We start from the raw sequence: 22,538 nt of genomic DNA on the forward strand, positions 1-22,538 counted from the left end.
CTATCCGGTCCGCCGGTGCACCGTTCCCCCCGGGCACGGCGGCCGACGTCGTGCCCCGGTGCCGCGGGAAGCTGTCGTGGTGAGTCGCAGAGCGGTTCGGGGACCGGAATTCTGGCCCGAGGACCCCGGTCTCTTCCAGCGGATGGGCCTGGGGGTCTCGCTCACGCTGGGCACGGGGGTGGCCGCGGTGGGGTTCACCGGTTTCCTGGCGATCTCGGCCGCCCTGCACCCCTCCGAGCCCGCGTGGTCGCATCCGGTGGCGTCGGCGGACCCGGCGACGGGCGGTTCGGGCGGGGCGTCGGCGGCGGAGCCGCTGACCGCCTCGGGCGGGGGCGACCCGCTCACCGACAACCCGCTGTACCGGATCGGCGAGCTGGGCGAGATCACCTGCGAGGTGCCCGAACTGGACGAGAAGGACCCGGAGTCGGTGGAGGCGTTCGTCCACGAGATCGCCGACTGCCTGGACACGGCGTGGGGCTCCTACTTCGCCGAGGCGGGGCTGGAGTTCAGCTCCCCCAACCGCGTGTACTGGCACACCGCCGGGAACAGCCCGTGCGGCGCGTTCCCCAGCGAGGGCACGGCGGCCTTCTACTGCCAGGCCAACCAGGGCCTGTACCTGGGCGTGGAGGACATAGTGGCCGCCTCCGGAGGCAGCGACAAGCCCGAGGCGTACACGTTCCTGCTCAGCCACGAGTACGGGCACCACGTGCAGGGGCAGTCGCGCATCCTGGCGCGGTTCCACAGCGAGCGGGCGGGCGCCGACGAGGCGGAGGCGGACGAGCTGACCCGGCGCAACGAGCTCCAGGCCAACTGCCTTGGCGGGGTCTTCCTGGGCGCCTCGCGCGAGGACCTGGGCCTCGGCGGGTCCGAGCGGGAGAATATCCTCGACGACGTCGGTCTGCGCTCCGACTGGGGCGACGAGCACACCCACGGTTCGGCCGCCAACGGCCGCCTGTGGACCGCGCACGGCATGGACCGCAGGGATCCGGCCGCGTGCAACACGTGGAACGCTCCCGAGGATCTGGTGCGGTGAAGCGCTCCGGGGGGCACGGTCAGGTGTCGGGCGTGTCCGGTCCGGCCACGGTGACGACAGGGCGGGCGGACAGGGGTGTACGCAGGGTTCGGTAGGTCCCCGGCGTCCGCGGCGCGCCGCGCCGACCGCCGGGTGTTCGGTCTGGTGACCGCCCTCATGGTGGTGCTGCTGGCGCTGGCGCTTTTGTCGTGGACCACCGCCGGGGAGGACGGCCCCCCGCCCGGGGCCGCGCCGGACGCGACCGTCCCGGAGGCGGGCGCCGACTCCGACGACAAACCCGGTCAGGCCCCCTCCGGCATGGCGGGCGGGCAGGGGTCGCCGGAGCGGTTCGGCGCCCGGGAGCGCCCGTCGGGGTACCAGGCGCTGGTCGCCAACCCGCTGTACGGGACAGGGCGGCTGAGCCCGCGCCCGTGCCCGGTTCCGGAGCTGGACGTGGAGGACCCCGAGTCGATGGAGGGGTTCCTGCACACGGTCGCGGACTGCCTGGACGACGCCTGGCGGACCCAGTTCCTTCGCGCGGGCATACCCTTCACACCCCCGGAGCGGGTCTTCTGGGACGAGCCCGGGATCAGCCCGTGCCGCGCCTACCCCTCCCGCGCGGGCGCGTTCTACTGCCGGGCGAGCACGAGCATCTACATCGGCACCGCGGACGTGGTGCACAAGTGGAACGGCGCCACGGACAGCGTGGTGTACGCGTCCCTGCTAGCCCACGAGTACAGCCACCACGTGCAGGGTGAGTCGGGGCTGCTGGAGTACTACCACGGGCAGCGCCAACTGGAGGACGGTGTGCTGGAGCGCAACGCGTGGACGCGCCGCGGCGAGCTCCAGGCGAACTGCCTGGCGGGCGTGTTCATGGGGTCGGTCCGGGTGAGCTACCCCTTGGACGAGGGGGACGTGGAGGCTCTGCTGGACGACGCCGCCGCCACCGCCGACCGCGAGGACGGCGAGGAGGAGGAGCGCACGCACGGGTCGGTGGACAACAGCGTGGCGTGGACCCGGACCGGCCTGGAGGAGCAGCGGCCTGGGGCGTGCAACACCTGGGACGTGGCGGACGATTCGCTGGTGCACTGACGAGCGTCGGCCGCGACGGCAGCGGGTGCGCGTCCGGCACCGTTGCGGCGCCGGTGAACGCCGGGGCGGGCCCCGGGACCCGCCCCGGTCGGATCTATCGGGACTCGACCCTTCCGAGCGGGTCGGGGCCGCCAGTCAGCTCGTCGCACGCCGCCTGCCATGCGGGGTCCCCGGGGTGGAACCGGTCGCGGAGGTAGGCCCAGGTGAGGCGCTGGACCGCCGACACCCGCTCGGGGCTCTCGTCCGTGGTCTCGGCGACGTCGTACCCGGAGACCCCGCCGAGCCCGTGCTCAGCGCCGAACAGCGTGAGCAGGGTCTTGGGACCGGGGGCGAGGAGGTAGGGGTCGGCGTGCCACTCCGGGCCGCGGACCGTCAGGTGGGCGGAGTCGTCCGCGTCCCCGGCGACCACGAGCGCGGGCGTCGTCATCGTGGAGAAGTCCGTGGTCGAGAGGAAGGTGTAGGCGCGGGCCGTGGACTCGGTGAGGGAGTCACCGCCCGCGCCGGGCGCGGCGAGCAGGACGCCCGCCGTGATCCGGGGCTCGGACAGGTCCACCGCCTTCCCGTCGTGCGGGTCGGTGAGCCGGGCGCCGAGCAGCAGGCTCGCGGTGTGCCCGCCCATCGAGTGCCCGGCCACGGCGACCCTGCTCCGGTCCAGGCGTCCGGAGAGCCCGGGCACGGCGGCCTCGACCTCGTCGAGCCGGTCCAGGACGCGCGTCATGTCCTCGGCCCGCGACCGCCAGTACAGCGGCGCCCCGGGGGTGTCGGGGTCCAGGTCCAGCGTCCTCGAACTCAGGTGGGTCGGCTGGATCACGGCGAACCCGTGGGCCGCCCAGAAGTCGGCCAGGGGCGCGTAGCCGTTCAGCGACGACAGGTGGCGGGAGGGGCCTTGGCCGTGTGAGAGGAGGACGATCGGCAGTTCGCCCCCGGTCACGGGCACGGAGACCCGCGCCTCCAGGTCGACGGCGCGGTCGGGTGTCGGCAGCACGACCGGGCTGACAGAGAGGACGGGGGCCGCGGGGCCGACGGAGTCGGGCGTGCGCGTCGGTGCGCTCATGGTGCGTTTTCCCTTCGGTGGCCTGCGCCGAGGTCCCCTCGGATCGGAGGCGGGCAGGGCGGACGGAAGTGTCCCGCCGCAGCTAGACTGCAAGCGGAGCGCCGTTCCTTTTAATATACGGAACAGTGTTCCGTTTAGCAACGGACAGCGGAAGGAGAGCGTGTATGCCCAGTGCAGGGGGGCCGGAGGAGGTACCGGCCCGCGGCAGGCGGGCCGACGCGGTGCGCAACGAGCAGAAGCTGCTCACCGCCGCCGCCGCGGTGTTCGCCACCTCCGGCGTCGACGCGCCGATCCGGGAGATCGCGGCCCGGGCGGGCGTCGGGATGGGGACGATCTACCGCCACTTCCCCACCCGGGCGGACCTGGTCGTCGCCGTCTACCGCCACCAGGTCGAGGCCTGCGCCGAGGCCGGTCCGCGGCTGCTGGCCGAGGCCGGGTCCCCGTTCGCCGCGCTCCGCGCGTGGGCGGACCTCTTCGTCGACTTCCTGGTCACCAAGCACGGGCTGGCCGCCGCGATGCGGTCGGACAGCGGCGGCTTCGAGGCCCTGCACGCCTACTTCCTCGACCGCCTGGTGCCCGTCTGCACGACCCTGCTCGACGCCGCGGTCGAGGCCGGGGAGATCGTGCCCGGTACCCGGGCCTACGAGCTGATGCGCGGCATCGGCAACCTCTGCGCCGGCGGCGAGGACCCCCGCTACGACCCGCGCCGACTGGTCGAGCCGCTCCTGCTGGGGCTGCGGCGGCCGCGGCCCGCCTGAGACCGGCGCCCGGGCGCGGGCGCGGCGCCTCCCCGCGGGCGGGTCCTCAAACCACCCCGCCCCGTGTGCGGCGCCTCCCCGGGTGCCGCCTTCCCCGTGCCCGGGACGGGCCTCGGGCGGAGCCCCCATGCCGCGAAGGGGCCGCGGGCGAGTTCGCCCGGCGTTGTCCACAGGTTCGAAGTACCGCTGTCGCCCGGATACGGAGCGTGGCAGGATGCTTCGTATGTCGGACCTCGCCGAACCCCTCAGCCCCCACGAGCCCGAACCGACCTCCCCCGCTCCCCGCTCCCCCGAGCCCTCATCCGACGACGCCTCTCCGCCGCCCGCCCCCACCGGCCCGGGCTCCCACGCGTGCGAGCGGGTCGAGCTGCGCGTACACGGCGTCAGCGGCGGCCAGGCCGAGGAACTGCTGGACGTCGAACCCGCCATGCGCGTGGGCGGCGACCGCCTGGCGGGCTTCTTCCGCTGGCGCCGCGAGTCCGATACCGAGACCCTCCCGAACGTGCGCAGGGAGATCTTCGCCTGGGGCAACCTCACCTCCGGACGCTCCTCCCGGGCGTTCTGGCTGCTGCTGCTGCCGTTCATGCTCGTCAACGTGGCGTACTGGATGCGGCCCGGCCGGATGGACCGCGACCCCGCGGGGGCGCGGCTGCTGGCCAACAACGCCTACGGCGGGAGCGTGCGGCTGCTGGCGCTGTCCCTGACTGTGCTCATCACCCTGGCCGCGGCGGGGATCGGCATGGACCTGGTGGCCTGGCAGTGCGCCTCCGGCCAGGGCGAGGAGTGCGTGCGGGCCCGCCCCTGGCTGGCCTTCCTGGGCTCGTCCTCCTCGGTGCTGTCCGCGCCGGGCCCTGCCCTGCTGGTGGGCACGGTGCTGCCGGTGGCGCTGATCGTGGTGCTGTGGCTGCTGTCGCGGCGCACGGCCGCCGACTACGAGGTCGTGGAGAGTCCGATACCGCCCCGCCCCAGCGCGGCCGCCCCGCTGAGCCGGGAGAGCTTCTGGCGCAACAGCGAGACCATGGCCCGGCTGCGCTCGGCGCACATCTCGGCGGCCCTGGGCACGGTGACCGCGCTGCTGGTCGTACCGGCGCTGCGGCACGACCTGGACCCGGCGACGGCGGGGCCCCCGGACGGAGCGGGACCGTGGACCGTCGGCGCCCTCCTGGCCGCCCTGCTGGCGGCGGTGGTCACCCTGAGCACCCTGAGCGTGCTGGTCCCGGGCACCGACCCGCGCTGGAACGCCCGGGCCGACCGGATCTGCCGCCTGCTGCGCGACGCCACCCTGGTCCTGGGACTGGCGGTGGCCGCGTACGCGCTCTGGCCCCGTCCGGGCTGGACCGCGTCGGGGCGGCTGCCCGGCAACGGGGCGATACTCAACACGCTGTTCGCGGTCCAGGCGGCCCTGGTGCTGGTGATGCTGGCGGCGGCGCTGTTCCTGTTCGCCGCCGACCGCTCCCACGGCGGCGCGGCGATGCGCGGCCTCGCGGGCCCGGCCACGGCGGCCCTGGGCGCGCTGCTCGGCGGCGGCTTCTCGGCCGCCCTCGTCTACCAGGGGTCACTGGCGCTGAGCGGCTGCGGCACCCTGGCCACCCCCGAGGTGGACTGTCTGCCGCTGTCGGTACCGGCCGCCTACTCCTGGCTCCAACTGGCGTTCGCGCTGGAGGCGGCCATCGCGCTGGTCGTGGTGGGGGTGCTCGCACTGCGGCTGCGCCGCGACACCCGGTCGCACCTGGCCGGGGTCACTGAGGACTACGCGCGCAGCGTGCGCGACCGCCGCACCTGGGACATCGCCCACGCGCGGGCGATGGGCCGGATGACGGAGGTGCTGCCGTGGGTGCTGGCGGCCTTCCTGCTCCCGGTGGTGGCGCTGGGCGTGCTCGTGCTGTCCTCCACGCTCTCGGGGCACCCGGCGGCGGGTCCGGCCCCGGTGACGGCGGCCGTGTCGGACGCGGCCGCCGTGCCCGGCGAGGTGCGGGGGTTCGCCCAGGGGACGGTGTCGGGACTGATCGGCGTCGGCTCCCTGCTGGGCGGCGCCGCCCTGGTGGCGCTGGCGTGGATAGGACGCAGCGCCTACCGCGACCGGCCCACGCGGCAGGCGGTCGGCTCGGTGTGGGACGTGGGCACGTTCTGGCCCCGGGCGGCCCACCCGCTGGCACCGCCCTCCTACGCGGAGCGGGCCGTGCCCCAACTGTGCGCCCGGGTGGCCCTGCTGTGCCGGGAGGGCACGGACATGGTGCTGTCGGGACACTCACAGGGCTCGGTGCTGGCGGCGGCCACGGTCTGGCAGTTGCCCACCGACTGCCTGGGCAGGATCGCGCTCATCACGCACGGCTCACCGCTGGACCGCCTGTACGCCCGATACTTCCCGGCCTACTTCGGGCCGGTGCCGTTCGCGGACCTGAGGGAGCGGGTGACGGACTGGCGCAACCTGTGGCGGGTCACCGACGCGATCGCCGGTCCGGTGCGCACGGTCGACTCCTCCGACGGGTTCGGGAACGTACGCGTCGTGGAGCGGGCCGAGCCCCTGCCGGACCCGCGTTCCTACGACGCGCTGCCCGGCGAGGCCAGACGCCCGGAGATCCTGGGCCACTCCTACTACACGGGCGACCCCGCCTACTCCGCCGAGCTGCGGCGCGTGCTGGACGCCATGGAGGCGCGGGCACGGCGTGGGGCCCCGGCCGGAAGAACGGGGGGCGAGGCACCGTCCGGGAGCGCGGATTGAGACCGGGAAGGCCTACCAGGGACCGTAGGGGCCGTTGTTGCTGTTGCCGCCCACGCCCTTGACGGCCGGACGCACGTCCAGCAGGAAGACGAGGGTGGCGACCAGGCCGAGGATGACGAACATCCCGCGGCCGGAGAACACGGCCAGCAGCGAGAGCGCCGTGGCGACACCGGTGAGGACGACCCACAGCTTCTTGGTCTGCTTGTCCATCAGTTCGAAGGCCGCGGCCGGCGTGCGGATCGCCTCGATCAGCGCGTACAGACTCGCCACGAAGGTGACCAGGTAGATGGCCTGCCAGATCAGTCCGAACAAAACGCACACTCCCGACGACGTTCCGAGCGGGGAGTCCGCCCGCTCTCCACCGTAAACGGATGGGACGCGTTGATCGTGCCCGCGGAGGCGGGTGTCACACACGCGCGGGGACCGCGGTCGGCGGCGGCAGCGGTCCGCGCGCGGGCGCGACCGGCGGCCGGGGCTGTCACAGCGGGATGTGCCAGAGGCAGGTGACCGCCGCCAGCAGGAAGGCGGAACCGCCCATGATGAAGGCGCCCGCGTGGTAGGGCAGCTCGTTGTCGGGGTGCAGGAGGCGGTTGACCCGCCGCATCACCCCGGGCTCGGCGTCGGGCACGGCCGCCATCGCCCCGGCGGGCACCGGGGCCGGTCCGGCGGCGCCGAAGCGCAGCAGCGCCATGGCCAGCTCCCGAGAGGAGCTCTTGCGCCGGGCCTGGTCGTCGGCGCACATCTCGATGAGCAGCGCCACGCTCTCGTAGTAGGTGCGGACCAGGCGGAACCGCGGGAAGGCTCGCTTGAGAGAGGAGAAGGGCAGCAGCACGAGGTCGTGGCGCTGGCGCAGGTGGGCGTGCTCGTGGGCCAGGACGGCGGCCAGCTCGCGGTTGTCCAGGACCGCCAGGGCCCCGGCGCTGATCACCACCTGCGAGCGCAGCACGCCCGGAAGGCAGTACGCGGCGGCGGCCGGGTGGTCGAGCACGCGGGCGCCGGGCACGTCGGGGTGCTCGCTGGCGATGAGTTCGAGGAGGTCGTGGTGGCGTCGGCGGACGCGGACCACGTGCAGGAAGGAGGAGACCAGGCCGTAGAAGAGCACCAGGGTCAGCACGACGGCCAGGACCACGGCCACGATGTGGCTGATGCCCTCAAGCCCCTGGGAGAGTTCGGCGAGCAGCAGCTGGCCGGTCACGATGTCCGTGGCCAGGGCCATGGACCCCCCGGCCGCGCCGAGCCGGTAGGAGGAGAGCCCGAAGGCCAGGAGCGCGCCGATGGTGGACACGCCCCAGGCGAGCCCGAGTGCCTGCCAGGTGATCACGGCCGTGTAGGGCCCCCGCGAGGGCCACTTGGCCCGGTGGAGGCCTTCCATCGCGATGAGACAGCAGACCGCGACGATAGTGAGGAGGGCGGCACTGACCATACGGACTAGTTCCTTGGCTGCTCGGTTTCCGCGAGTGCGCGCCGAAGCGCTTCAGCCTGCTCGCCGTCCATGGACTGGACGAAGGCGGCCAGGGCGGCGTCGCGGTCCCCGGTCTGTCCGAGAGCGTCGAACATCAGCTCGGAGACGTATGCCTCACGGCTGGCTGCCGGGCGGTAACGCCACGCACGACCCTCACGTGCCCGGGTGACGACCTTCTTCTTGGCGAGCCTGTCGAGCACGGTCATGACGGTGGTGTGCGCGAGGTCGCGCTCGGCCAAGGCCTTGCCGACCTCACGAACCGTCATTGGTTCGTTCCGTGACCACAGTACATCCATCACCGCGCGCTCAAGTTCGCCAAGCCGATTCATACCTGCGATTCTACTTGGGGTCGTACTACTCGTTGTCGTACCCCCAGGTTAAATCCTCATCGCCTACGGGACAAGGGATACCGGCCCCGGAACGGGAGGGGATCGGCCTCCCCCGCAGCCGCCCCGGGACCCCCTCGGCAACGGCCTCGGAGGGCCTCTCACGAGACCGGTACAACCTCGGTCACACGCCCGCGCGCCCGGAGCCCGGGGCCGGGCACCGCCCGCCGAACGGGGCGGAGGCGACGGTCACGCACCGCGCGCCCGGGTCCCGGCGGACCGGCGGCCGACCCGGCGGAACGCGTGCGCGCGCCCCGCCGCCTACCACGGGGCGCGGACGCCCGTCCCACAACGAGCCCCCGTCACAGCGGCGCGCGGACACCACCGCCCGCCCACGGCACAGGAAGGGAAGGGCCATGGCCTCTCCGAACCGCCCCCGGATCCACGTCCTCCGTGGCGACATCACCGAGCAGAGCGTGGACGCCGTCGTCAACGCCGCCAACAGCTCGCTCCTGGGCGGCGGCGGAGTGGACGGCGCCATCCACCGCAAGGGCGGCAAGTCCATCCTGGAGGAGTGCCGCCGGCTGCGCGCGGGCCACTACGGGGGAGGCCTGCCCGTGGGCGACGCGGTGGCCACCACGGCCGGACGGCTGCCCGCCCGGTGGGTGGTGCACACAGTGGGCCCGGTCTACAGCCCCACCGAGGACCGCAGCGCCCTCCTGGCCTCCTGCTACGGCGAGTCCCTGCGGGTCGCGCACGAGCTGGGTGCGGAGTCCATCGCCTTCCCCGCGATCTCCGCCGGCGCCTACCGTTGGCCGGTCGAGGAGGCGGCGCGCATCGCCGCCCGGGCCCTGCGCTCAGCGCACCTGCGCGTGCCGGAGATCCGCCTGGTGCTGTTCAACGACGTCGCGCACCAGGCCTTCCTCCGGGCCTTCGACCCCAGCTGACCCGCGACCGCGCGGGCTGCGGCACGCCGCCGGCGGCCCCGCGGACACGCGCCCCCGCTCCGCGCCGGACCCGGTCGGGTCCGGCGGCGGGTCGGCCTCAGTGGCCGGGGTCGGCGATCGGCGCCGGGTAGCCGGGGGGCGGGTGCTCCTCCTTCCAGGGCGTGTGCGCGCGCCTGCCCGGGAGCTCGGCCAGTTCGGGCAGGTAGCGGCGGACGTACACGCCTTCGGGGTCGAACCGGCGGGCCTGGCGCAGCGGGTTGAACGCCCTGTTGGGCCGGGTGTCGTTGCCCGTGCCCGCGACCCACTGCCAGTTGCCGTAGTTGTTGGCCACGTCCCCGTCCACGAGGTGGGCGTGGAAGTGGTCGGCGCCCTCGCGCCAGTGCACGCGCAGGGCCCGGGTGAGGAACGCCGCGGTGATCATGCGCGCCCGGTTGTGCATGAACCCCTCACGCAGCAGTTGGCGCATCCCGGCGTCCACGACCGGGACACCGGTCCGCCCCCGCTTCCAGGCTTCGAGGGCGTCGGGGTCCTCCCGCCACTTCCTGTCCCGGGGCCGGTAGTCGCGGACGTTCACCGCCGGGAAGGCCGCGGTCACCTGGTGGTGGAAGTCGCGCCAGGCGAGCTGGCGGACGAACGCCCCTCCCCCGGCCAGGGGTGAGGCGGCCAGGGCGGCCTCCAGCGGCGAAAGGCAGCCCATGCGCAGGGCGGCGGACAGGTGCGAGGTGGCCGCGCCCGGCAGGTCGTCGTGCCGGTCGGGGTAGTCCTCGAGCCCGGACGACAGCCAGGCGTCCAGGCGCTCGCGGGCCGCGCGCTCCCCTCCCCTCGGCAGGTCCTCGGCGAGCGCGCCCAGACCGTCCGACCCGCGTCCGGGCAGCTCACCGGGCCGGACGCCCTCGGGCAGGACCACACGGTCCGGCGGCGCGACCGGGTCTCGCCACGCGGCGGCCTCCCACGCCTTCCAGTAGGGGGTGAACACCTTGTAGTGGTCGCCGCCCGCCGGGGTGACCTCCCCAGGAGGGACCACGGTGAGCCCCGGGAAGGCGAGCACTGTCAGGCCGGTCGCGCGCAGGCGTCGCGCGCGCCGAGCGGCCAGGGAGCTGACGCCGTCGGTGACGTGGACGGTGTCGGCGCCGCTGGCCCGGGCCAGGGCGGCTACCTCCCCGACGGTGTCTCCCCGGAGGAGGACCAGGTCGGCGCCGCGCTCGCGCAGCGCGGCCCGCAGGTCGGCCAGGGCGTCGGCGAGCAGGGCGGCGCGGTTGCGGGCGGACCGGCCGACCACCGCGGGGTCCAGCACGAAGACCGGCAGGGTGGGGCCGGGGCGCTCGACCGCGGCGGCCAGGGCGGGGTGGTCGTGGACTCGGAGGTCCTGTGTGAACAGGACGATGGTGGCGGGCGCCAAGCGGCACTCCTTCACTGGACGTGTTCGCGTGGCCACTCTAGATCCTTCGGGGAAAAGCCGGTGCTCAGGGCGCTTACAGGGTAGGAAGGTCGCATGACCACACGGCTTCCTCCACTGCCCGACACCCCGGCCCGCCCCAGGGTCGGGGTGTCCAGCTGCCTGCTCGGCGCTCCGGTCCGCTACAACGGCGGGCACTCCCGTTCGCGTTTCCTCACCGACGAGCTCGACAGGCACGTGGACTGGCTGCCGGTCTGCCCGGAGGCGGAGATCGGCCTGGGCGTCCCGCGCCCCACCCTGCGCCTGCAGCGCCGGGAGGGGCTGGACCGGGTGGTCTCCAGCGCGGACGGCGCCGACCGCACCGACGAGCTGGCCGAGGTCGCCGACCACCACCTGGCCCAGCTGCGCGACCTGGACGGGTACGTGCTCAAGAACAAGTCGCCCAGTTGCGGCCTGTTCGCCCTGCCCGTGTTCGACCAGGGCGGCGGCCGGGTGGACGGCAAGGGACGCGGCGCCTTCGCTCAGCGGCTCACCGAGCTGCTGCCCTCACTTCCGGTGGAGGAGCAGGGCCGCCTGATGGACCCCGTGCTGCGCGAGCTGTTCGCCCAGCGCGTCTTCGCGCACGCGCGGCTGCGCCACCTGTGGGAGTCGGACTGGCGTCCGCGCGACCTGGTGGCGTTCCACAGCCGCCAGAAGCTCCAGCTGATGTCGCACTCCCCCGACGGCTACCGGGAGACGGGCAGGATCGTGGCCCGCGCCGGCGCCGACGGGCCCGAGGAGGTCCGGGCGGCCTACACCGACGCCTTCCACCGGGCGATGGCCGTGCGGCCGAGCCGGGGCAAGCACGTCAACGCCCTCCAGCACGCCTTCGGGATGCTGAGCGCGCTGCTGGACGACGCCCGCAGGCACGACCTGCTGGGGGCGATCGAGGACTACCGGCGGGAGCAGGTGCCGCTGAGCGTCCCGGTGGCGCTGCTGCGCCACCACTGCGCGGCGGAGGACGTCGAGTGGGCCCGCGACCAGACCTACCTGCGCCCGTACCCGGACGACCTCCGGCTGCGGCACGCCGTCACGGTCTGATCCCCTGGAGCGGGGGCGATTCCCCCCGGATTGCGACCGAAGACACACGATCGATTACACTCAGTGATGCCCCTCCGGTCCCCGACAGGGTGCCGCTGACCCGACCCTGAGGTTTCGGTGTGTTCGCGTCCTTCTTCCGGCGGGTCTTCGTGCTCGTCTCGTCCTGCGTGGTCGCCACGGCAGCCGCCACGCTGGCAACGGTCCCGCCAGAGGAGCTGACGAAGCGGCTCGAACCCGACCCAGGACCCGGGCCCCGGCTGACCCACAGCCGGACGATGCTCTCCCCGCTCCAGGCGCCCTCCGCCCCCCTGCCGCGCCCCGGACAGGTCTCGGCCTGCGCCGCACCCGGCAGGGACGAGGTCGTCACCCTGCCCGACACCGGCGGCCCCGAGGGCGGCCGCCCCCTGTGGATCCGGCGCCCCTCGGGCCCCGACAGCGCGGACCTGCCCGTGCTCTACCTGCTGCACGGATCGGCCTCCACCCACGAGACGCTCATGGACGAGGAGGTCGGCGCGCTCCTGGACCGGCAGATGTGCCGCTCGGGGATCGAGTTCGTCATCGCCGCCCCCTACGGCCAGGAGAGCGGGGGCGCCACCACCGAGTGGGGCGACGCCGCCGACGGGGGGTTCGCGCTGGAGAGATTCGTCACCGGCGCGGCCGTGGAGGCCGTCGAGGGCGAGCACACGCGCCCCCGCGCGCTGCGCGCCGTCGGCGGGTTCTCCATGGGCGGGTACGGGGCGGCGGCGCTGGCGCTGCGCAACCCCGACCTCTACACCCAGGTGGTGTCCTGGGCCGGGTACTTCCGGGTGGACGACCCCTACGGCGTCTTCGGCGGCGACACCGAGCCGCACTCCCCCGACCGGCTACTCGGTTCGCAGGATGTCCGAGACCTCAGGTTCATGCTGGTGGAGGGCACCGAGGAGCACACGCCGCTCCAGCGGGGCAGCATCCACGGGGAGGCCGAGCGCTTCGCCGGCCTGCTCACAGAGCGCGGTATGACGGTCGCCACGCTGCACCCGCACGGGGGCCACGACTTCACGACCTGGAAGAGCTCCTTCGCCGACACCGTCGACTTCCTGGTCTCGGGCTGGAGCTCCGCGCCTTAGGTCACGCGGCGTGCGCACCCGGCCCCCTCGGACGGACAGGCCGGGAACAGTGTGTACCTTCGTCGCTGTTGACGACAGCGGCTGCGCACACGACCTGAAGGGACCTCCGGTGTCTGGAATCGTTCCCGCGGGAGAGCAGACGGCGGTCCCGTCCCGGGTCGCGACCGTCAGTCTGCACACCTCCCCGCTCGACCAGCCCGGCACCGGAGACGCCGGAGGCATGAACGTGTACGTGGTCGAGGTGGCCCGGCGCATGGCCGAACGCGGCGTGGCCGTGGACGTTTTCACCCGCGCGACCCGGGCCGACCTCCCGCCGGTGGTGGAGCTCGCCCCGGGCGTGAACGTGCGGCACGTGCCCGCCGGGCCCTACGGCCGCCTGGACAAGAACACCCTCGCCGAGCACCTGTGTCCGTTCATCTTCGGCATGCTGCGGGCCGAGGCGCAGAACGAGCCCGACCACTACGACCTCGTGCACGGGCACTACTGGCTGTCCGGCCAGGCCGGTGTGGTGGCCGCCCGCCGCTGGGGCGTGCCCCTGGTGCAGTCCATGCACACCATGGCCAGGGTGAAGAACGCCTCCCTGGCCGACGGCGACGCGCCCGAGCCCGAGGCCCGGCTGCGCGGGGAGGACCAGCTCGTCCGCCAGGCCGACCGGCTCATCGCCAACACCGACGACGAGGCCCGCCAGCTCCGGGAGCACTACGGCGCCCGCGACGGCCAGATCAGCGTCATTCCCCCGGGTGTGGACCTGGAGGTGTTCAGCCCCGGTTCGCGCCGGGACGCGCTGGCGCGGATCGGACTGCCCGCGGGCACCGAACTCCTGCTGTTCGTGGGGCGCGTGCAGCGGTTGAAGGCCCCCGATGTGCTCATCCGGGCCGCCGCCGCGCTGCTGGAGCGCGATCCCTCACTGCGTTCGCGCCTGGTGGTGGGCGTGGTCGGCGGCCTGTCGGGCGGCGGGATGCGCGAGCCCGGGCTGCTCACCGACCTGGCCCGCTCCCTGGGCGTGGCGGACGTGGTGCGGATCGAGCCGCCGCAGACCCGCGAGCGGCTGGCCGACTACTACCGCGCGGCCGCGGTGACCGTGGTGCCGTCCTACTCGGAGTCGTTCGGCCTGGTGGCGGTGGAGTCGCAGGCGTGCGGCACCCCGGTCCTGGCCGCACGGGTGGGCGGCCTGACCACGGCCGTGGCCGACGGGGTGTCCGGCGTCCTGGTGCGGGGGCACAACCCGGACGACTACGCGGCCGAGCTGCACCGGATGGTCTCCGAACCGGCGTGGCGTGCCAAGCTGGCGACAGCGGCACCCGCGCACGCGGCCACACTGGGCTGGTCGCGGACCGTCGACGAACTGCTGGACGTGTACAGGGCGAGCACCGCCCCCCGGGCGCTGCCCCTGGCGGCGTGCCGGTGACCGAGGAGGAGGGGAAGTACCAGGTGGACAGGGACGCTGCCCGCGACGCCGCGGCCAAGGCGATCTCCTCGGCCGTGGCGGAGGCCGAACTGGAGGTGGAGCGCCCCCGCGAGGGGTCGTTCCTGGTCACCCTGCCGGGGAAGGCCAAGCTCAAGACCCTGGTGTGGCTGGAGGTGGGACCGCACAGCCTCACCCTGACGTCGTTCTTCTGCCGTCAGCCCGACGAGAACCACGCCGACTTCTACCTGTGGCTGATGCGCCGCAGCGCCGACATGTACGGGATGGCCTTCGTCGCGGACGAGGTCGGCGACGTCTACATCCGCGGCCGCCTGCCGCTGGAGGGTGTCACCTCCGACGAGGTGGACCGGCTGCTGGGGTGCGTGCTCACCTACTCGGACGAGAACTTCAACAGCGCGCTGGAGCGCGGGTTCGCGTCGGCCATCCGCAAGGAGTGGCGCTGGCGCGCCGAGCGCGGCCACGACATGCGCAATCTGAGGGTGTTCGCGCACCTGGTGGAGGCCCGGGACGAGGGGTAGGGCGCCGAGGCCGCGTCCGCTTCCCCGCTAGCGGGCGGGCGGACGACGGAGCGCGGCACCCGGGTGGCTAGGCTTGTCCCCATGGGAACTCTGGTACTGCTGCGACACGGTGAGAGCGTCTGGAACGCGAAGGGTCTGTTCACCGGCTGGGTGGACGTGGACCTGTCCGCGACGGGCGAGGAGGAGGCCCGCAGGGGCGGCGAGCTGCTCAAGGAGGCCGGCGTACGGCCGGACGTGGTCCACACCTCCCTGCTCAAGCGCGCGATCCGCACCGCGAACCTCGCTCTGGACGCCGCCGACCTGCACTGGCTGCCGGTCGAGCGCACCTGGCGCCTCAACGAGCGCCACTACGGCGCCCTGCAGGGCAAGGACAAGGCGCAGACGCGCGAGGAGTACGGCGAAGAGCAGTTCATGATCTGGCGGCGCTCCTACGACACCCCGCCGCCGCCCATCGCGGACGACGACACCTACTCGCAGGCCGGTGACGCCCGCTACGGCGAACTGCCGCCGGAGCTGCTGCCGCGCACCGAGTGCCTCAAGGACGTGCTGGAGCGCGCCCTGCCGTACTGGTACGACTCGATCGTGCCGGACCTGGCCGCGGGCAAGACCGTGCTGGTCGCCGCGCACGGCAACTCGCTGCGCGCGCTGGTCAAGCACCTGGACGGCGTCAGCGACGCCGACATCGCCGGGCTGAACATCCCGACGGGCATCCCGCTGCGCTACGACCTGGACGACCGGTTCAAGCCGACCAACCCGGGCGGCACCTACCTCGACCCGGAGGCGGCCGAGTCCGCCATCGAGGCCGTCGCCAACCAGGGCAAGAAGTAACGCCCGCCCGATCCGTCGCCGTGCCCGCGCCGCCTTCGGCGGTGCGGGCGCTGTGCTGTCGGGGGCCGGGAGGTGTGAGGGCATGGCGGTGCGGGCGGAGGCGCGGCCTCCCCCTCTGCGACGCCGAGTCCGCTGGGAGGGGCCGCGCCAGAGCCGTTCGCGGCCTGTGGACGAAACACCCCCGCCTCAGTAGACGAGGGCCTGCGCACCGTCCTGCACGGCCTCCTCGACGAAGGACGGCGCACCGGCGACGCGCACGCCCCGGATCAGGTCGTCCCCGGTCAGGTCGCGTCGGGCGGCGCACTGGGTGCACACCGTGACCCGGCCCGCGGCGAGCACCGCGTCGAGCAGGTCCTTGAGGGGGGCGGCGTGCGGGAGGGAGAACCGCTCGGCACGGCCGGGGACCGCGAACCACGCCGACTCACCGGTCAGCCAGAGGGAGACCCCGACACCGCTGGCCAGGGCGGCGGCGGCCACCGTGAACGCCTGGTTGCACCGCTCGGGGTCGTCCTCACCGGCGGTGACCTTGATCACCAAGGAACGAGACATGCCCGCAAGCCTACTCAGAGCGCGGCGGCGGTCAGCACGGCGCCCGCGATCGAGCAGACCGCGAAGGCGATGGTGAGTGCCAGGGCCTCGGTGCGGCGCGGGGAGACCCGTACCGGCTGGTCGTCCACACCGTGCTCGACGCTGAGCGTCCCGTCCTCGGAGGCGGCCAGGACCACGCGGCCCTCGCGCACCTGGACCAGGCCCGTGACGCGGATGCGGGCGCCCGGCCGGATCACCCACTCGCGGTACTCGAACTCGATGGTCTCGCCCCGGAAGACGCCCGAGATGCGGCCGCGTACGCGGGGCAGCAGGTCGTCGGCGGGCGAGGCCACACCCGGCTGCGGGCGCCCCACCACGCGCTTGAGGCACAGTTCGGCACCGCGCGGCTCGGCGCCGCCCGCGTCGACGAAGATCCGGTCGCCGTCGCCGGGGCGGCCCTCGGCGACGATGCCGAACAGGTCCTCGGAACCGTATTCGGCGATGGAGTCGCAGGCACGCTCGCGGACCGCGCCCTCGGACGGGTCGCGGTTGAGCGGCCAGTAGTGGCGCAGCACCTCGTGGCCGTGCCAGACGCACTCGGCACCGGCCAGGCCGGAGGAGACGGGGCCTTCGGGACCGGGAGCGGCGACACCGGTGAGCGTGACGCGCTGCCCCTCCCTTGCCGCGAGCACGCCCGGGCGCAACTGGGCCAGCCCCCGCTGACGCAGCCAGCGCCGCAGGGCGACCACGGTCAGGGGGAGGAGGACCACCGCGGCCACGAGCAGCGCCGAACCGATCACCAGTAACACAGGCCGCCCCTTTGGAGAACACGTCGGAGGTCTTGGGCGCGGTCGGCAGAACACGCCCCGTGGCCGCACCGCGCTGCTGACAATCTTTACCAGTTCTCCGGGAAAGCGGGGCCAATTGGGCATGTCCAGACCGGGGCCGGGGAGTGGCGCGGGCCACGGTGCGCCGTCGGCGGTCACCGCCGCCTCCAGCCGCCGCTACGCTCAGGGGATATGGACGCTGAGGTACACCCCGATCTGGCGAAACTGTCCTTCCTGCTCGGCCGCTGGGAGGGCGTGGGCGTCGCCGGCTACGCCGACGTGGAGGAGTTCCAGTTCGGCCAGGAGATCGAGTTCGCGCACAACGCGGGCCTGCCCTACCTGACCTTCACGAGCAGGGCCTGGCGGATGAACCCGGAGGGCACCCGAGGTGAGCTGGTCACCGAGGAGTCGGGCTACTGGCGGGTGCGGCCCGAGACGGGCGCCGAGCCCGAGGAGGGTGAGCCCGTCGTGCACCTGGAGGTGCTGATCGCGCACCCCGAGGGCTTCAACGAGGTGTACCTGGGCAACGTGTTCGCGAACCGGGTGGAGATGTCCACCGACGCGGTCGTACACACCGAGACCGGGATCGACGCGACCGCCTCGCACCGGCTGTACGGCCTGTTCGGGGACAACCGGGAGACGCTGGGGTACGCCTGGGACCTGGCCGCGCGCGGCCACGGCCTGCGCTCGTACATGTCGGCCCAGCTCAAGAGGGTCGGCTCGAAGTAGTCGGGGCCGAGCGGCCGGGGCCGGTCCGGGCACGGGCGGACCCCGGGCCGCTCCCGCCGCTGGGGCGGGGCCGGTCGGACGAGTTCCGGCGGCCCGGGGTCCGGGTGTCCGTCTGGGATTCGCTGCGAACGACGTCGCGCGAACGCGAGCGTCGTCCTAGCGGACGGCCACCTCGCCAGTCCTAAGATCAACCATCTCTCGGACCACCTCCTTTCTTGCGTGCCTCCGACACTACGTCCCGCCCCAAGGGCGGGGCAAATGTTTTTCCTGTGCGCGAAACCGCAGGTGGGGACGGCGTTTCCGCTCCCTTGGCGGGCCGACTAGTCTCGCTGGTATGACTTCGCCGCTGCTGAGCACACCGGGCGCCGTGAGCGCCGAGTCCCCCGACGCCGGAGTCGCCGCGCACTACGGCGACCCCGCGCACGAGGGGCGCGCCGTCGAACGTTCGAGCGCGTGGGTCGACCGGAGCAACCGGGGTGTGGTGCGGGTGACCGGCCCCGACCGCCTGGGCTGGCTCAACGACCTCACCAGCCAACTGACCCGGGGCCTGGCCCCGGGCACCGCCACCGAGGCGCTGGTCCTGGACACCAAGGGGCACCTGCGGCACCACCTGTCGCTGGTGGACGACGGAGAGGCCACCTGGATCCACACCGAACCGGAGGGCGGCGCGGAGCTGGCGGGGTTCCTCGACTCGATGCGGTTCATGCTGCGTGTCGAGGTGGAGGACCTGAGCGGTTCCCGCGCGGTGCTGACCGTGCTCGGTCCCGACCGCGCCGAGGCCGTGGAGGCCGCGTCGCTCGGTGACGTGCCCGTGCGCGCGGCCGAGGGCGAGACGGACCTGTTCGTGCCCGCCGAACGGCTCGTGGAGGCCGCGGAGGCGCTCACGGCGGCCGGGGCGCGTCCGGCGGGCATGTGGGCCTACGAGGCGAACCGGATCGCGGAGCACAGGGTGCGCGCGGGGCTGGACACCGACGACCGCACCATCCCGCACGAAGTGGACTGGGTGGGTCGCGCGGTGCACCTGGAGAAGGGCTGCTACCCGGGCCAGGAGACGGTGGCGCGGGTGCACAACCTGGGCCGTCCGCCGCGCCGCCTGGTCATGCTGCACCTGGACGGCACCGCCGAGCGCCTGCCGCAGGCGGGCGCCGCCATCGAGCTGGACGGGCGCTCCGTGGGCCGGGTGGGCACGTCGGCCCGCCACCACGAGCTGGGACCGATCGCCCTGGGCGTGGTCAAGCGCTCGGCCCCCACCGACGCCGACCTGGTGGTGGACGGCATCGCCGCCGGTCAGGAGGTCGTGGTGGACCCGGAAACGGGCGCCAACGCCAAGATCGAGCTGCGCCGCCGCCCGCGTTAATCCGGTTCGAGGAGGTCGCGTCCGCCGATGCGGACCTCGGCGAACTCGGTCCCGGTCGGCGCCAGGAACAGGATGTGCGTGGTGACGCTCTCCCCGGGGTTGATCTCGTCCCAGAAGTAGTCCCGCGCCACGACGATCTCGGCGTCGACGTCGTTGGCGTACTCCAGGCCCTCGGTGGTCACGCCGATGGTCCCGTAGGTGTCGAAGACCGCGGGCGAGGAGCCCCGGTTGGTGACGTCGAGCCGGTAGACGTGGTACTCGGAGTCCGGGGGCGCGACTGCGGACGACCCCATCCCGTCGGTGACGCTGGTGTCGGTGTAGGCCGTCTCCACCTCCACCAGGAAGTCGCCGAAGACGGCGGAGGCCCCGTTGTAGGACTCCGGCGGAACCGGCTGCGGATCGGGCTCCGCCCCGCCCCCGCGCGGCTCCTGCGGCTCGGAGCCCGGGTCCGGCGCGGAGGGGCCCGGTGCGGCGGGCTCCTGTGCGGTGCCGGGCTCCGGTTCCGACTCTTCCAGGACCAGCCGGGCCTCGGGGAGCGGTGCGCGCTCCAGCGAGACCGCGGTGGCCACGCACCCGGCTCCGGCCAGGAGGACGGCGACGGGTGCGGCCAGGGCCCGTACTACGGAGCCGGGTCCTCTGGACGGTGGCGGGTGACGGCCTCTGTTGCCCATGCTGGTGTGACGCACGGCACCCGCGGTTCATTCCACCCCGAGGTGCCTTCTCCCTGGTCAGCCATCAGGCAGCCCCGCCCAGTCGGCACTTTTCCCGTTCCATCCCACTGAACATAAGAACATCGTTATGTTCTCCTGTAGGTGGGAAATCTTGATGTTGGAGCCCGTTGAGGAGTGGTACCTCAAGCTCCGGGCTGATGACGCCGGTCACCGCGACGCGGTATGACGCTGCTCTCAGCCGACCGGAAAGCCACGGTCCTGACCTGACACGTCCGCTAGCCGACAGGGTTAAAGGCAGTCGGATACGCAACCTCAAGGAACTTCGCCCTGGCTCCTCGGGAAGAAGCGAGATCCGTGTGCTTTTCGTGTTCGATCCAGAGCGGCAGGCGGTGCTCTTGGTGGCCGGTGACAAGTCCGGGCGGTGGAACAGGTGGTACCAGAAGAACATCCCGGTGGCAGAACAGCGCTATCTGGAACATCTGAGGCGGCGAAAGGATGAGCAGGCATGAAGGCGCGTAGTTGGCGAGAGATCCAAGCGGAGTCCGAAAAGCAGGACCCCTGGTTCGCCTCCGAGGAAGCCCAGGCTGTCTTCGATGCGGAAACCGCCCGGATCGAAGCCGAGCGTCAGGGTTACGCGCTCTCCTCCCTGCGCAAGGAGAGCGGGAGGACCCAGAAGGAGGTCGCCCAGATCATGGGGGTGAGCCAGGCGCGGATCTCCCAGATCGAACACGGCCGGATCGACAGCCTGGAACTCCTGCGGTCCTACATCAGCGCCATCGGCGGCGAACTGCACCTGAGGGTCGGCCAGGGCCCGCTGAGCGTCACACTCGACATCCCCGGAAGCGACGCCGCTGCCGCGACTGGAACCGGGGAGGGGGCCGACGCCTCCGCGGGCGAGCGAGACGCCGCGTGAGAACGACGGGCCCGGCCGGTGCGGCCGGGCCCGTCGGACGGGTCGGGGATGGTCAGACGGTGAGGACGATCTTTCCCCGGGTGCGTCCGGCCTGGCTCAGGCGCCAGGCCTCGGCCGCCTCGGCCAGCGGGAACTCGCGGTCCACGTGCACGGTGAGCTTGCCGTCGTCGGCCAGGCGCGCCAGCTCGGCGAGGTCCTCGGAGTCGGGGCGCACCCACAGCCAGTGCCCGCCCAGCTCCCGGACGTTCGGGTCCGCGATGGACACGATCCGCGTGGGGCCGCCCGTCAGCTGCACCGGCTCCTCGGCCACTCCCCCGCCGACGAAGTCGAGCACCGCGTCGACTCCGTTCGGGGCCAGTGCCCGGACGCGGTCGACCAGGCCGTCCCCGTAGACCACGGGCTCGGCGCCCAGGGAGCGCAGGAAGTCGTGGTTGCGCTCGCTGGCCGTACCGATGACGCGTGCGCCGCGGGCGACGGCGATCTGGACGCCGAACGCTCCGACTCCGCCCGCCGCGGCGTGGACGAGCACCGTGTCACCGGAGCCGATCCCCGCCCGTTCGACGGACTGGAGGGCGGTGAGGCCCGCCAGCGGGACACCGGCGCTCTCCTGCCAGCTCAGCGACCGCGGCTTGGGCGCGAGCATCCGCACGCTGGCCGACACCAGCTCGGCGTAGGTGCCGTTCTTGGCCCAGTCCTTGCGGGCGTAGCCGTAGACCTCGTCACCGACCTGGTACTCGTGCGCGTCCGGTCCGACCGCCTCGACGACACCGGCGACGTCCCAGCCGGGGATGAGCGGGAAGTCCGTCTCGAAGAGGGCGTCCAGGCCGCCCGCCGCGAGCTTCCAGTCCACGGGGTTGACCCCCGCGGCCCGTACCCGGATGAGGACCTCGCTCGGGGCGACCTTCGGGTCGGGAAGGTCCACCAGGGCGAGGTCGTCGGCCGATCCGTACTGCTGTAGTGCGATTGCCTTCATGCACACAACAGCGGTCGCGTCCCGGAGTTCATTCCGTGCGTAAGAACACCCGGGGCCCGACGGGACGCACCCGTCGGGCCCTCCGGGGCGCGGTGTCAGCGCATCGCGGCGGCGAGGCGCTCGTCGTGCAGGCGCTCGCCCCAGGAGGGGGCGAGCGGGGCCACCTGGCCCACGCGCCAGCGCAGCAGGAGGTCGGCCAGCTGCGGGTTGCGCGGCAGGGCCGGGCCGTGCAGGTAGGTGCCCAGCACCTGGCCCTGGTAGGCGCCCTCGGTGCGGTCGTCGTTGCCGATGCCGCGCACCGTGGTGGACAGCGGCCGGGCCGAGGGGCCGATGGCCGTGCGGCCCTGGTGGTTCTCGAAGCCGGTGATCCGGCCCACGCCCAGGGCCGGGTCCACGTCCGCGACGATCTCGCCGACGGCACGGGTCTGGCCGCGGCCGCTGCGGATGTCGAGGATGCCCACGCCGGGGAGCGGGTTGGCGTCGTCGTCGCCGTAGGTCTCGCCGATGATCTGGTATCCGGCGCAGACCGCGAAGACGCAGGCGCCGCGGGCGGCGGCGCGGGCCAGGCCGCCGTCGGCGCGCAGGCGCTCGGCGGCCAGGATCTGGGGCCGGTCCTCGCCGCCGCCGAGCAGGTAGATGTCGCCCTGCTCGGGGACGGAGTCGCTGGAGTGGACGTGGACGATCTCGGTGGGGATGCCGCGCAGTTCGGCGCGGCGCTTGAGGATCAGGACGTTGCCCTGGTCCCCGTAGGTGCTCAGCAGGTCGGGGTAGATCCACACGATCCGCAGGGCGCTGGTGTTCGTCATGGGTTTC

The 22,538-nt window shown here is 73.3% G+C and carries 24 protein-coding genes; 14 read left to right on the plus strand and 10 right to left on the minus strand.

Going from position 1 to position 22,538, the window contains the following annotated elements:
- The first annotated feature begins 142 nt into the window (after window positions 1–142).
- The gene (locus ABD54_RS05845) at window positions 143–1,033 is read left to right on the plus strand and encodes a neutral zinc metallopeptidase (RefSeq protein ID WP_047868400.1); all 891 of its coding nucleotides are present in this window, start codon (window positions 143–145) and stop codon (window positions 1,031–1,033) included.
- Between the two features lie 132 nt (window positions 1,034–1,165).
- A complete protein-coding gene (locus ABD54_RS05850; protein ID WP_152692009.1) occupies window positions 1,166–2,104 on the plus strand; it encodes a neutral zinc metallopeptidase in 939 nt (312 codons plus the stop codon).
- 94 nt (window positions 2,105–2,198) lie between these two features.
- Here the strand turns inward: ABD54_RS05850 and ABD54_RS05855 are convergent, their stop codons facing one another.
- Window positions 2,199–3,158, minus strand: a complete 960-nt coding sequence (locus ABD54_RS05855) for a chlorophyllase (RefSeq protein WP_047868402.1) — start codon at window positions 3,156–3,158, stop codon at window positions 2,199–2,201.
- A 164-nt stretch (window positions 3,159–3,322) separates the two neighbouring features.
- On the opposite strand from ABD54_RS05855, the gene ABD54_RS05860 reads away from it, so the two are divergent.
- Window positions 3,323–3,916, plus strand: coding sequence for a TetR/AcrR family transcriptional regulator (locus ABD54_RS05860; protein ID WP_047868403.1), 594 nt, complete (start codon window positions 3,323–3,325; stop codon window positions 3,914–3,916).
- A 223-nt stretch (window positions 3,917–4,139) separates the two neighbouring features.
- A complete protein-coding gene (locus ABD54_RS05865) occupies window positions 4,140–6,638 on the plus strand; it encodes a hypothetical protein (RefSeq protein WP_047868404.1) in 2,499 nt (832 codons plus the stop codon).
- Window positions 6,639–6,650: 12 nt separating this feature from the next.
- Here ABD54_RS05865 and ABD54_RS05870 read toward each other — a convergent pair whose 3' ends face one another.
- From ABD54_RS05870 to ABD54_RS05880, 3 genes are all read right to left on the minus strand, one after another.
- Window positions 6,651–6,950: a DUF2516 family protein gene (locus tag ABD54_RS05870; RefSeq protein WP_047868405.1), complete on the minus strand. Its 300-nt coding sequence runs from the start codon at window positions 6,948–6,950 to the stop codon at window positions 6,651–6,653.
- A 166-nt stretch (window positions 6,951–7,116) separates the two neighbouring features.
- Complete coding sequence (locus ABD54_RS05875; protein WP_047868406.1) at window positions 7,117–8,061, minus strand: M56 family metallopeptidase; 945 nt, start codon at window positions 8,059–8,061, stop codon at window positions 7,117–7,119.
- Between the two features lie 5 nt (window positions 8,062–8,066).
- On the minus strand, window positions 8,067–8,429 hold the full coding sequence (locus tag ABD54_RS05880; protein WP_013155328.1) for a BlaI/MecI/CopY family transcriptional regulator: 363 nt from the start codon (window positions 8,427–8,429) through the stop codon (window positions 8,067–8,069).
- Between the two features lie 413 nt (window positions 8,430–8,842).
- Between ABD54_RS05880 and ABD54_RS05885 the strand changes: the two genes are divergently transcribed.
- Window positions 8,843–9,373 carry an O-acetyl-ADP-ribose deacetylase gene (locus tag ABD54_RS05885; protein WP_047868407.1) on the plus strand — a complete coding sequence of 177 codons (531 nt, stop codon included), beginning with the start codon at window positions 8,843–8,845 and terminating at the stop codon, window positions 9,371–9,373.
- Window positions 9,374–9,470: 97 nt separating this feature from the next.
- On the opposite strand, the gene ABD54_RS05890 is transcribed toward ABD54_RS05885, so the two are convergent.
- Complete coding sequence (locus tag ABD54_RS05890) at window positions 9,471–10,772, minus strand: deoxyribodipyrimidine photo-lyase (protein ID WP_047868408.1); 1,302 nt, start codon at window positions 10,770–10,772, stop codon at window positions 9,471–9,473.
- 93 nt (window positions 10,773–10,865) lie between these two features.
- Between ABD54_RS05890 and ABD54_RS05895 the strand changes: the two genes are divergently transcribed.
- The 5 genes from ABD54_RS05895 to ABD54_RS05915 all read left to right on the plus strand — a co-directional run bounded on the left by ABD54_RS05895 (window position 10,866) and on the right by ABD54_RS05915 (window position 15,727).
- Entirely contained in the window at window positions 10,866–11,849 is a 984-nt protein-coding gene (locus ABD54_RS05895; RefSeq protein WP_047868409.1) for a DUF523 and DUF1722 domain-containing protein, read from the plus strand.
- 119 nt (window positions 11,850–11,968) lie between these two features.
- On the plus strand, window positions 11,969–12,955 hold the full coding sequence (locus ABD54_RS05900) for an esterase family protein (protein WP_047868410.1): 987 nt from the start codon (window positions 11,969–11,971) through the stop codon (window positions 12,953–12,955).
- A 109-nt stretch (window positions 12,956–13,064) separates the two neighbouring features.
- Complete coding sequence (mshA, locus tag ABD54_RS05905; RefSeq protein WP_047868411.1) at window positions 13,065–14,363, plus strand: D-inositol-3-phosphate glycosyltransferase; 1,299 nt, start codon at window positions 13,065–13,067, stop codon at window positions 14,361–14,363.
- A complete protein-coding gene (locus tag ABD54_RS05910; RefSeq protein ID WP_235431992.1) occupies window positions 14,354–14,899 on the plus strand; it encodes a YbjN domain-containing protein in 546 nt (181 codons plus the stop codon). Before mshA ends, ABD54_RS05910 begins: the two co-directional genes overlap by 10 nt.
- Window positions 14,900–14,980: 81 nt before the next feature.
- A complete protein-coding gene (locus ABD54_RS05915) occupies window positions 14,981–15,727 on the plus strand; it encodes a phosphoglyceromutase (protein ID WP_047868412.1) in 747 nt (248 codons plus the stop codon).
- 186 nt (window positions 15,728–15,913) lie between these two features.
- On the opposite strand, the gene ABD54_RS05920 is transcribed toward ABD54_RS05915, so the two are convergent.
- The gene (locus tag ABD54_RS05920) at window positions 15,914–16,276 is read right to left on the minus strand and encodes a DsrE family protein (RefSeq protein ID WP_047868413.1); all 363 of its coding nucleotides are present in this window, start codon (window positions 16,274–16,276) and stop codon (window positions 15,914–15,916) included.
- Window positions 16,277–16,290: 14 nt separating this feature from the next.
- Window positions 16,291–17,064, minus strand: a complete 774-nt coding sequence (locus tag ABD54_RS05925; RefSeq protein ID WP_047868414.1) for a GIDE domain-containing protein — start codon at window positions 17,062–17,064, stop codon at window positions 16,291–16,293.
- 210 nt (window positions 17,065–17,274) lie between these two features.
- On the opposite strand from ABD54_RS05925, the gene ABD54_RS05930 reads away from it, so the two are divergent.
- Window positions 17,275–17,811 carry an FABP family protein gene (locus ABD54_RS05930; protein WP_047868415.1) on the plus strand — a complete coding sequence of 179 codons (537 nt, stop codon included), beginning with the start codon at window positions 17,275–17,277 and terminating at the stop codon, window positions 17,809–17,811.
- 334 nt (window positions 17,812–18,145) lie between these two features.
- Window positions 18,146–19,168 (plus strand): folate-binding protein YgfZ, encoded by a 1,023-nt coding sequence (locus tag ABD54_RS05935; protein ID WP_047868416.1) that lies wholly within the window; start codon window positions 18,146–18,148, stop codon window positions 19,166–19,168.
- On the opposite strand, the gene ABD54_RS05940 is transcribed toward ABD54_RS05935, so the two are convergent.
- Window positions 19,165–19,854 (minus strand): DUF4352 domain-containing protein, encoded by a 690-nt coding sequence (locus ABD54_RS05940; protein WP_235431993.1) that lies wholly within the window; start codon window positions 19,852–19,854, stop codon window positions 19,165–19,167. The genes ABD54_RS05935 and ABD54_RS05940 overlap by 4 nt on opposite strands.
- A 182-nt stretch (window positions 19,855–20,036) precedes the next feature.
- Between ABD54_RS05940 and ABD54_RS05945 the strand changes: the two genes are divergently transcribed.
- Entirely contained in the window at window positions 20,037–20,348 is a 312-nt protein-coding gene (locus ABD54_RS05945) for a type II toxin-antitoxin system RelE/ParE family toxin (protein ID WP_327136542.1), read from the plus strand.
- On the plus strand, window positions 20,345–20,752 hold the full coding sequence (locus ABD54_RS05950) for a helix-turn-helix domain-containing protein (protein WP_047868417.1): 408 nt from the start codon (window positions 20,345–20,347) through the stop codon (window positions 20,750–20,752). Before ABD54_RS05945 ends, ABD54_RS05950 begins: the two co-directional genes overlap by 4 nt.
- Window positions 20,753–20,804: 52 nt before the next feature.
- Here the strand turns inward: ABD54_RS05950 and ABD54_RS05955 are convergent, their stop codons facing one another.
- Window positions 20,805–21,725, minus strand: a complete 921-nt coding sequence (locus ABD54_RS05955; RefSeq protein WP_047868418.1) for an NADP-dependent oxidoreductase — start codon at window positions 21,723–21,725, stop codon at window positions 20,805–20,807.
- Window positions 21,726–21,820: 95 nt separating this feature from the next.
- The gene (locus ABD54_RS05960) at window positions 21,821–22,531 is read right to left on the minus strand and encodes a type 1 glutamine amidotransferase (protein ID WP_047868419.1); all 711 of its coding nucleotides are present in this window, start codon (window positions 22,529–22,531) and stop codon (window positions 21,821–21,823) included.
- Between the last annotated feature and the right edge of the window lie 7 nt (window positions 22,532–22,538).

The sequence above is a fragment of the Nocardiopsis sp. RV163 genome (assembly GCF_001029525.1).
Taxonomy (GTDB): domain Bacteria; phylum Actinomycetota; class Actinomycetes; order Streptosporangiales; family Streptosporangiaceae; genus Nocardiopsis; species Nocardiopsis dassonvillei.

Bases quoted from the DNA above. Each gene is read 5' to 3' on its own strand.
- ABD54_RS05845 (WP_047868400.1), top strand. From the start codon at position 143: ATGGGCCTGGGGGTCTCGCTCACGCTGGGCACGGGGGTGGCCGCGGTG.
- ABD54_RS05855 (WP_047868402.1), bottom strand. From the start codon at position 3,158: ATGAGCGCACCGACGCGCACGCCCGACTCCGTCGGCCCCGCGGCCCCC.
- ABD54_RS05860 (WP_047868403.1), top strand. From the start codon at position 3,323: ATGCCCAGTGCAGGGGGGCCGGAGGAGGTACCGGCCCGCGGCAGGCGG.
- ABD54_RS05865 (WP_047868404.1), top strand. From the start codon at position 4,140: ATGTCGGACCTCGCCGAACCCCTCAGCCCCCACGAGCCCGAACCGACC.
- ABD54_RS05875 (WP_047868406.1), bottom strand. From the start codon at position 8,061: ATGGTCAGTGCCGCCCTCCTCACTATCGTCGCGGTCTGCTGTCTCATC.
- ABD54_RS05880 (WP_013155328.1), bottom strand. From the start codon at position 8,429: ATGAATCGGCTTGGCGAACTTGAGCGCGCGGTGATGGATGTACTGTGG.
- ABD54_RS05885 (WP_047868407.1), top strand. From the start codon at position 8,843: ATGGCCTCTCCGAACCGCCCCCGGATCCACGTCCTCCGTGGCGACATC.
- ABD54_RS05895 (WP_047868409.1), top strand. From the start codon at position 10,866: ATGACCACACGGCTTCCTCCACTGCCCGACACCCCGGCCCGCCCCAGG.
- ABD54_RS05915 (WP_047868412.1), top strand. From the start codon at position 14,981: ATGGGAACTCTGGTACTGCTGCGACACGGTGAGAGCGTCTGGAACGCG.
- ABD54_RS05920 (WP_047868413.1), bottom strand. From the start codon at position 16,276: ATGTCTCGTTCCTTGGTGATCAAGGTCACCGCCGGTGAGGACGACCCC.
- ABD54_RS05930 (WP_047868415.1), top strand. From the start codon at position 17,275: ATGGACGCTGAGGTACACCCCGATCTGGCGAAACTGTCCTTCCTGCTC.
- ABD54_RS05935 (WP_047868416.1), top strand. From the start codon at position 18,146: ATGACTTCGCCGCTGCTGAGCACACCGGGCGCCGTGAGCGCCGAGTCC.
- ABD54_RS05945 (WP_327136542.1), top strand. From the start codon at position 20,037: ATGACGCCGGTCACCGCGACGCGGTATGACGCTGCTCTCAGCCGACCG.
- ABD54_RS05950 (WP_047868417.1), top strand. From the start codon at position 20,345: ATGAAGGCGCGTAGTTGGCGAGAGATCCAAGCGGAGTCCGAAAAGCAG.
- ABD54_RS05955 (WP_047868418.1), bottom strand. From the start codon at position 21,725: ATGAAGGCAATCGCACTACAGCAGTACGGATCGGCCGACGACCTCGCC.
- ABD54_RS05960 (WP_047868419.1), bottom strand. From the start codon at position 22,531: ATGACGAACACCAGCGCCCTGCGGATCGTGTGGATCTACCCCGACCTG.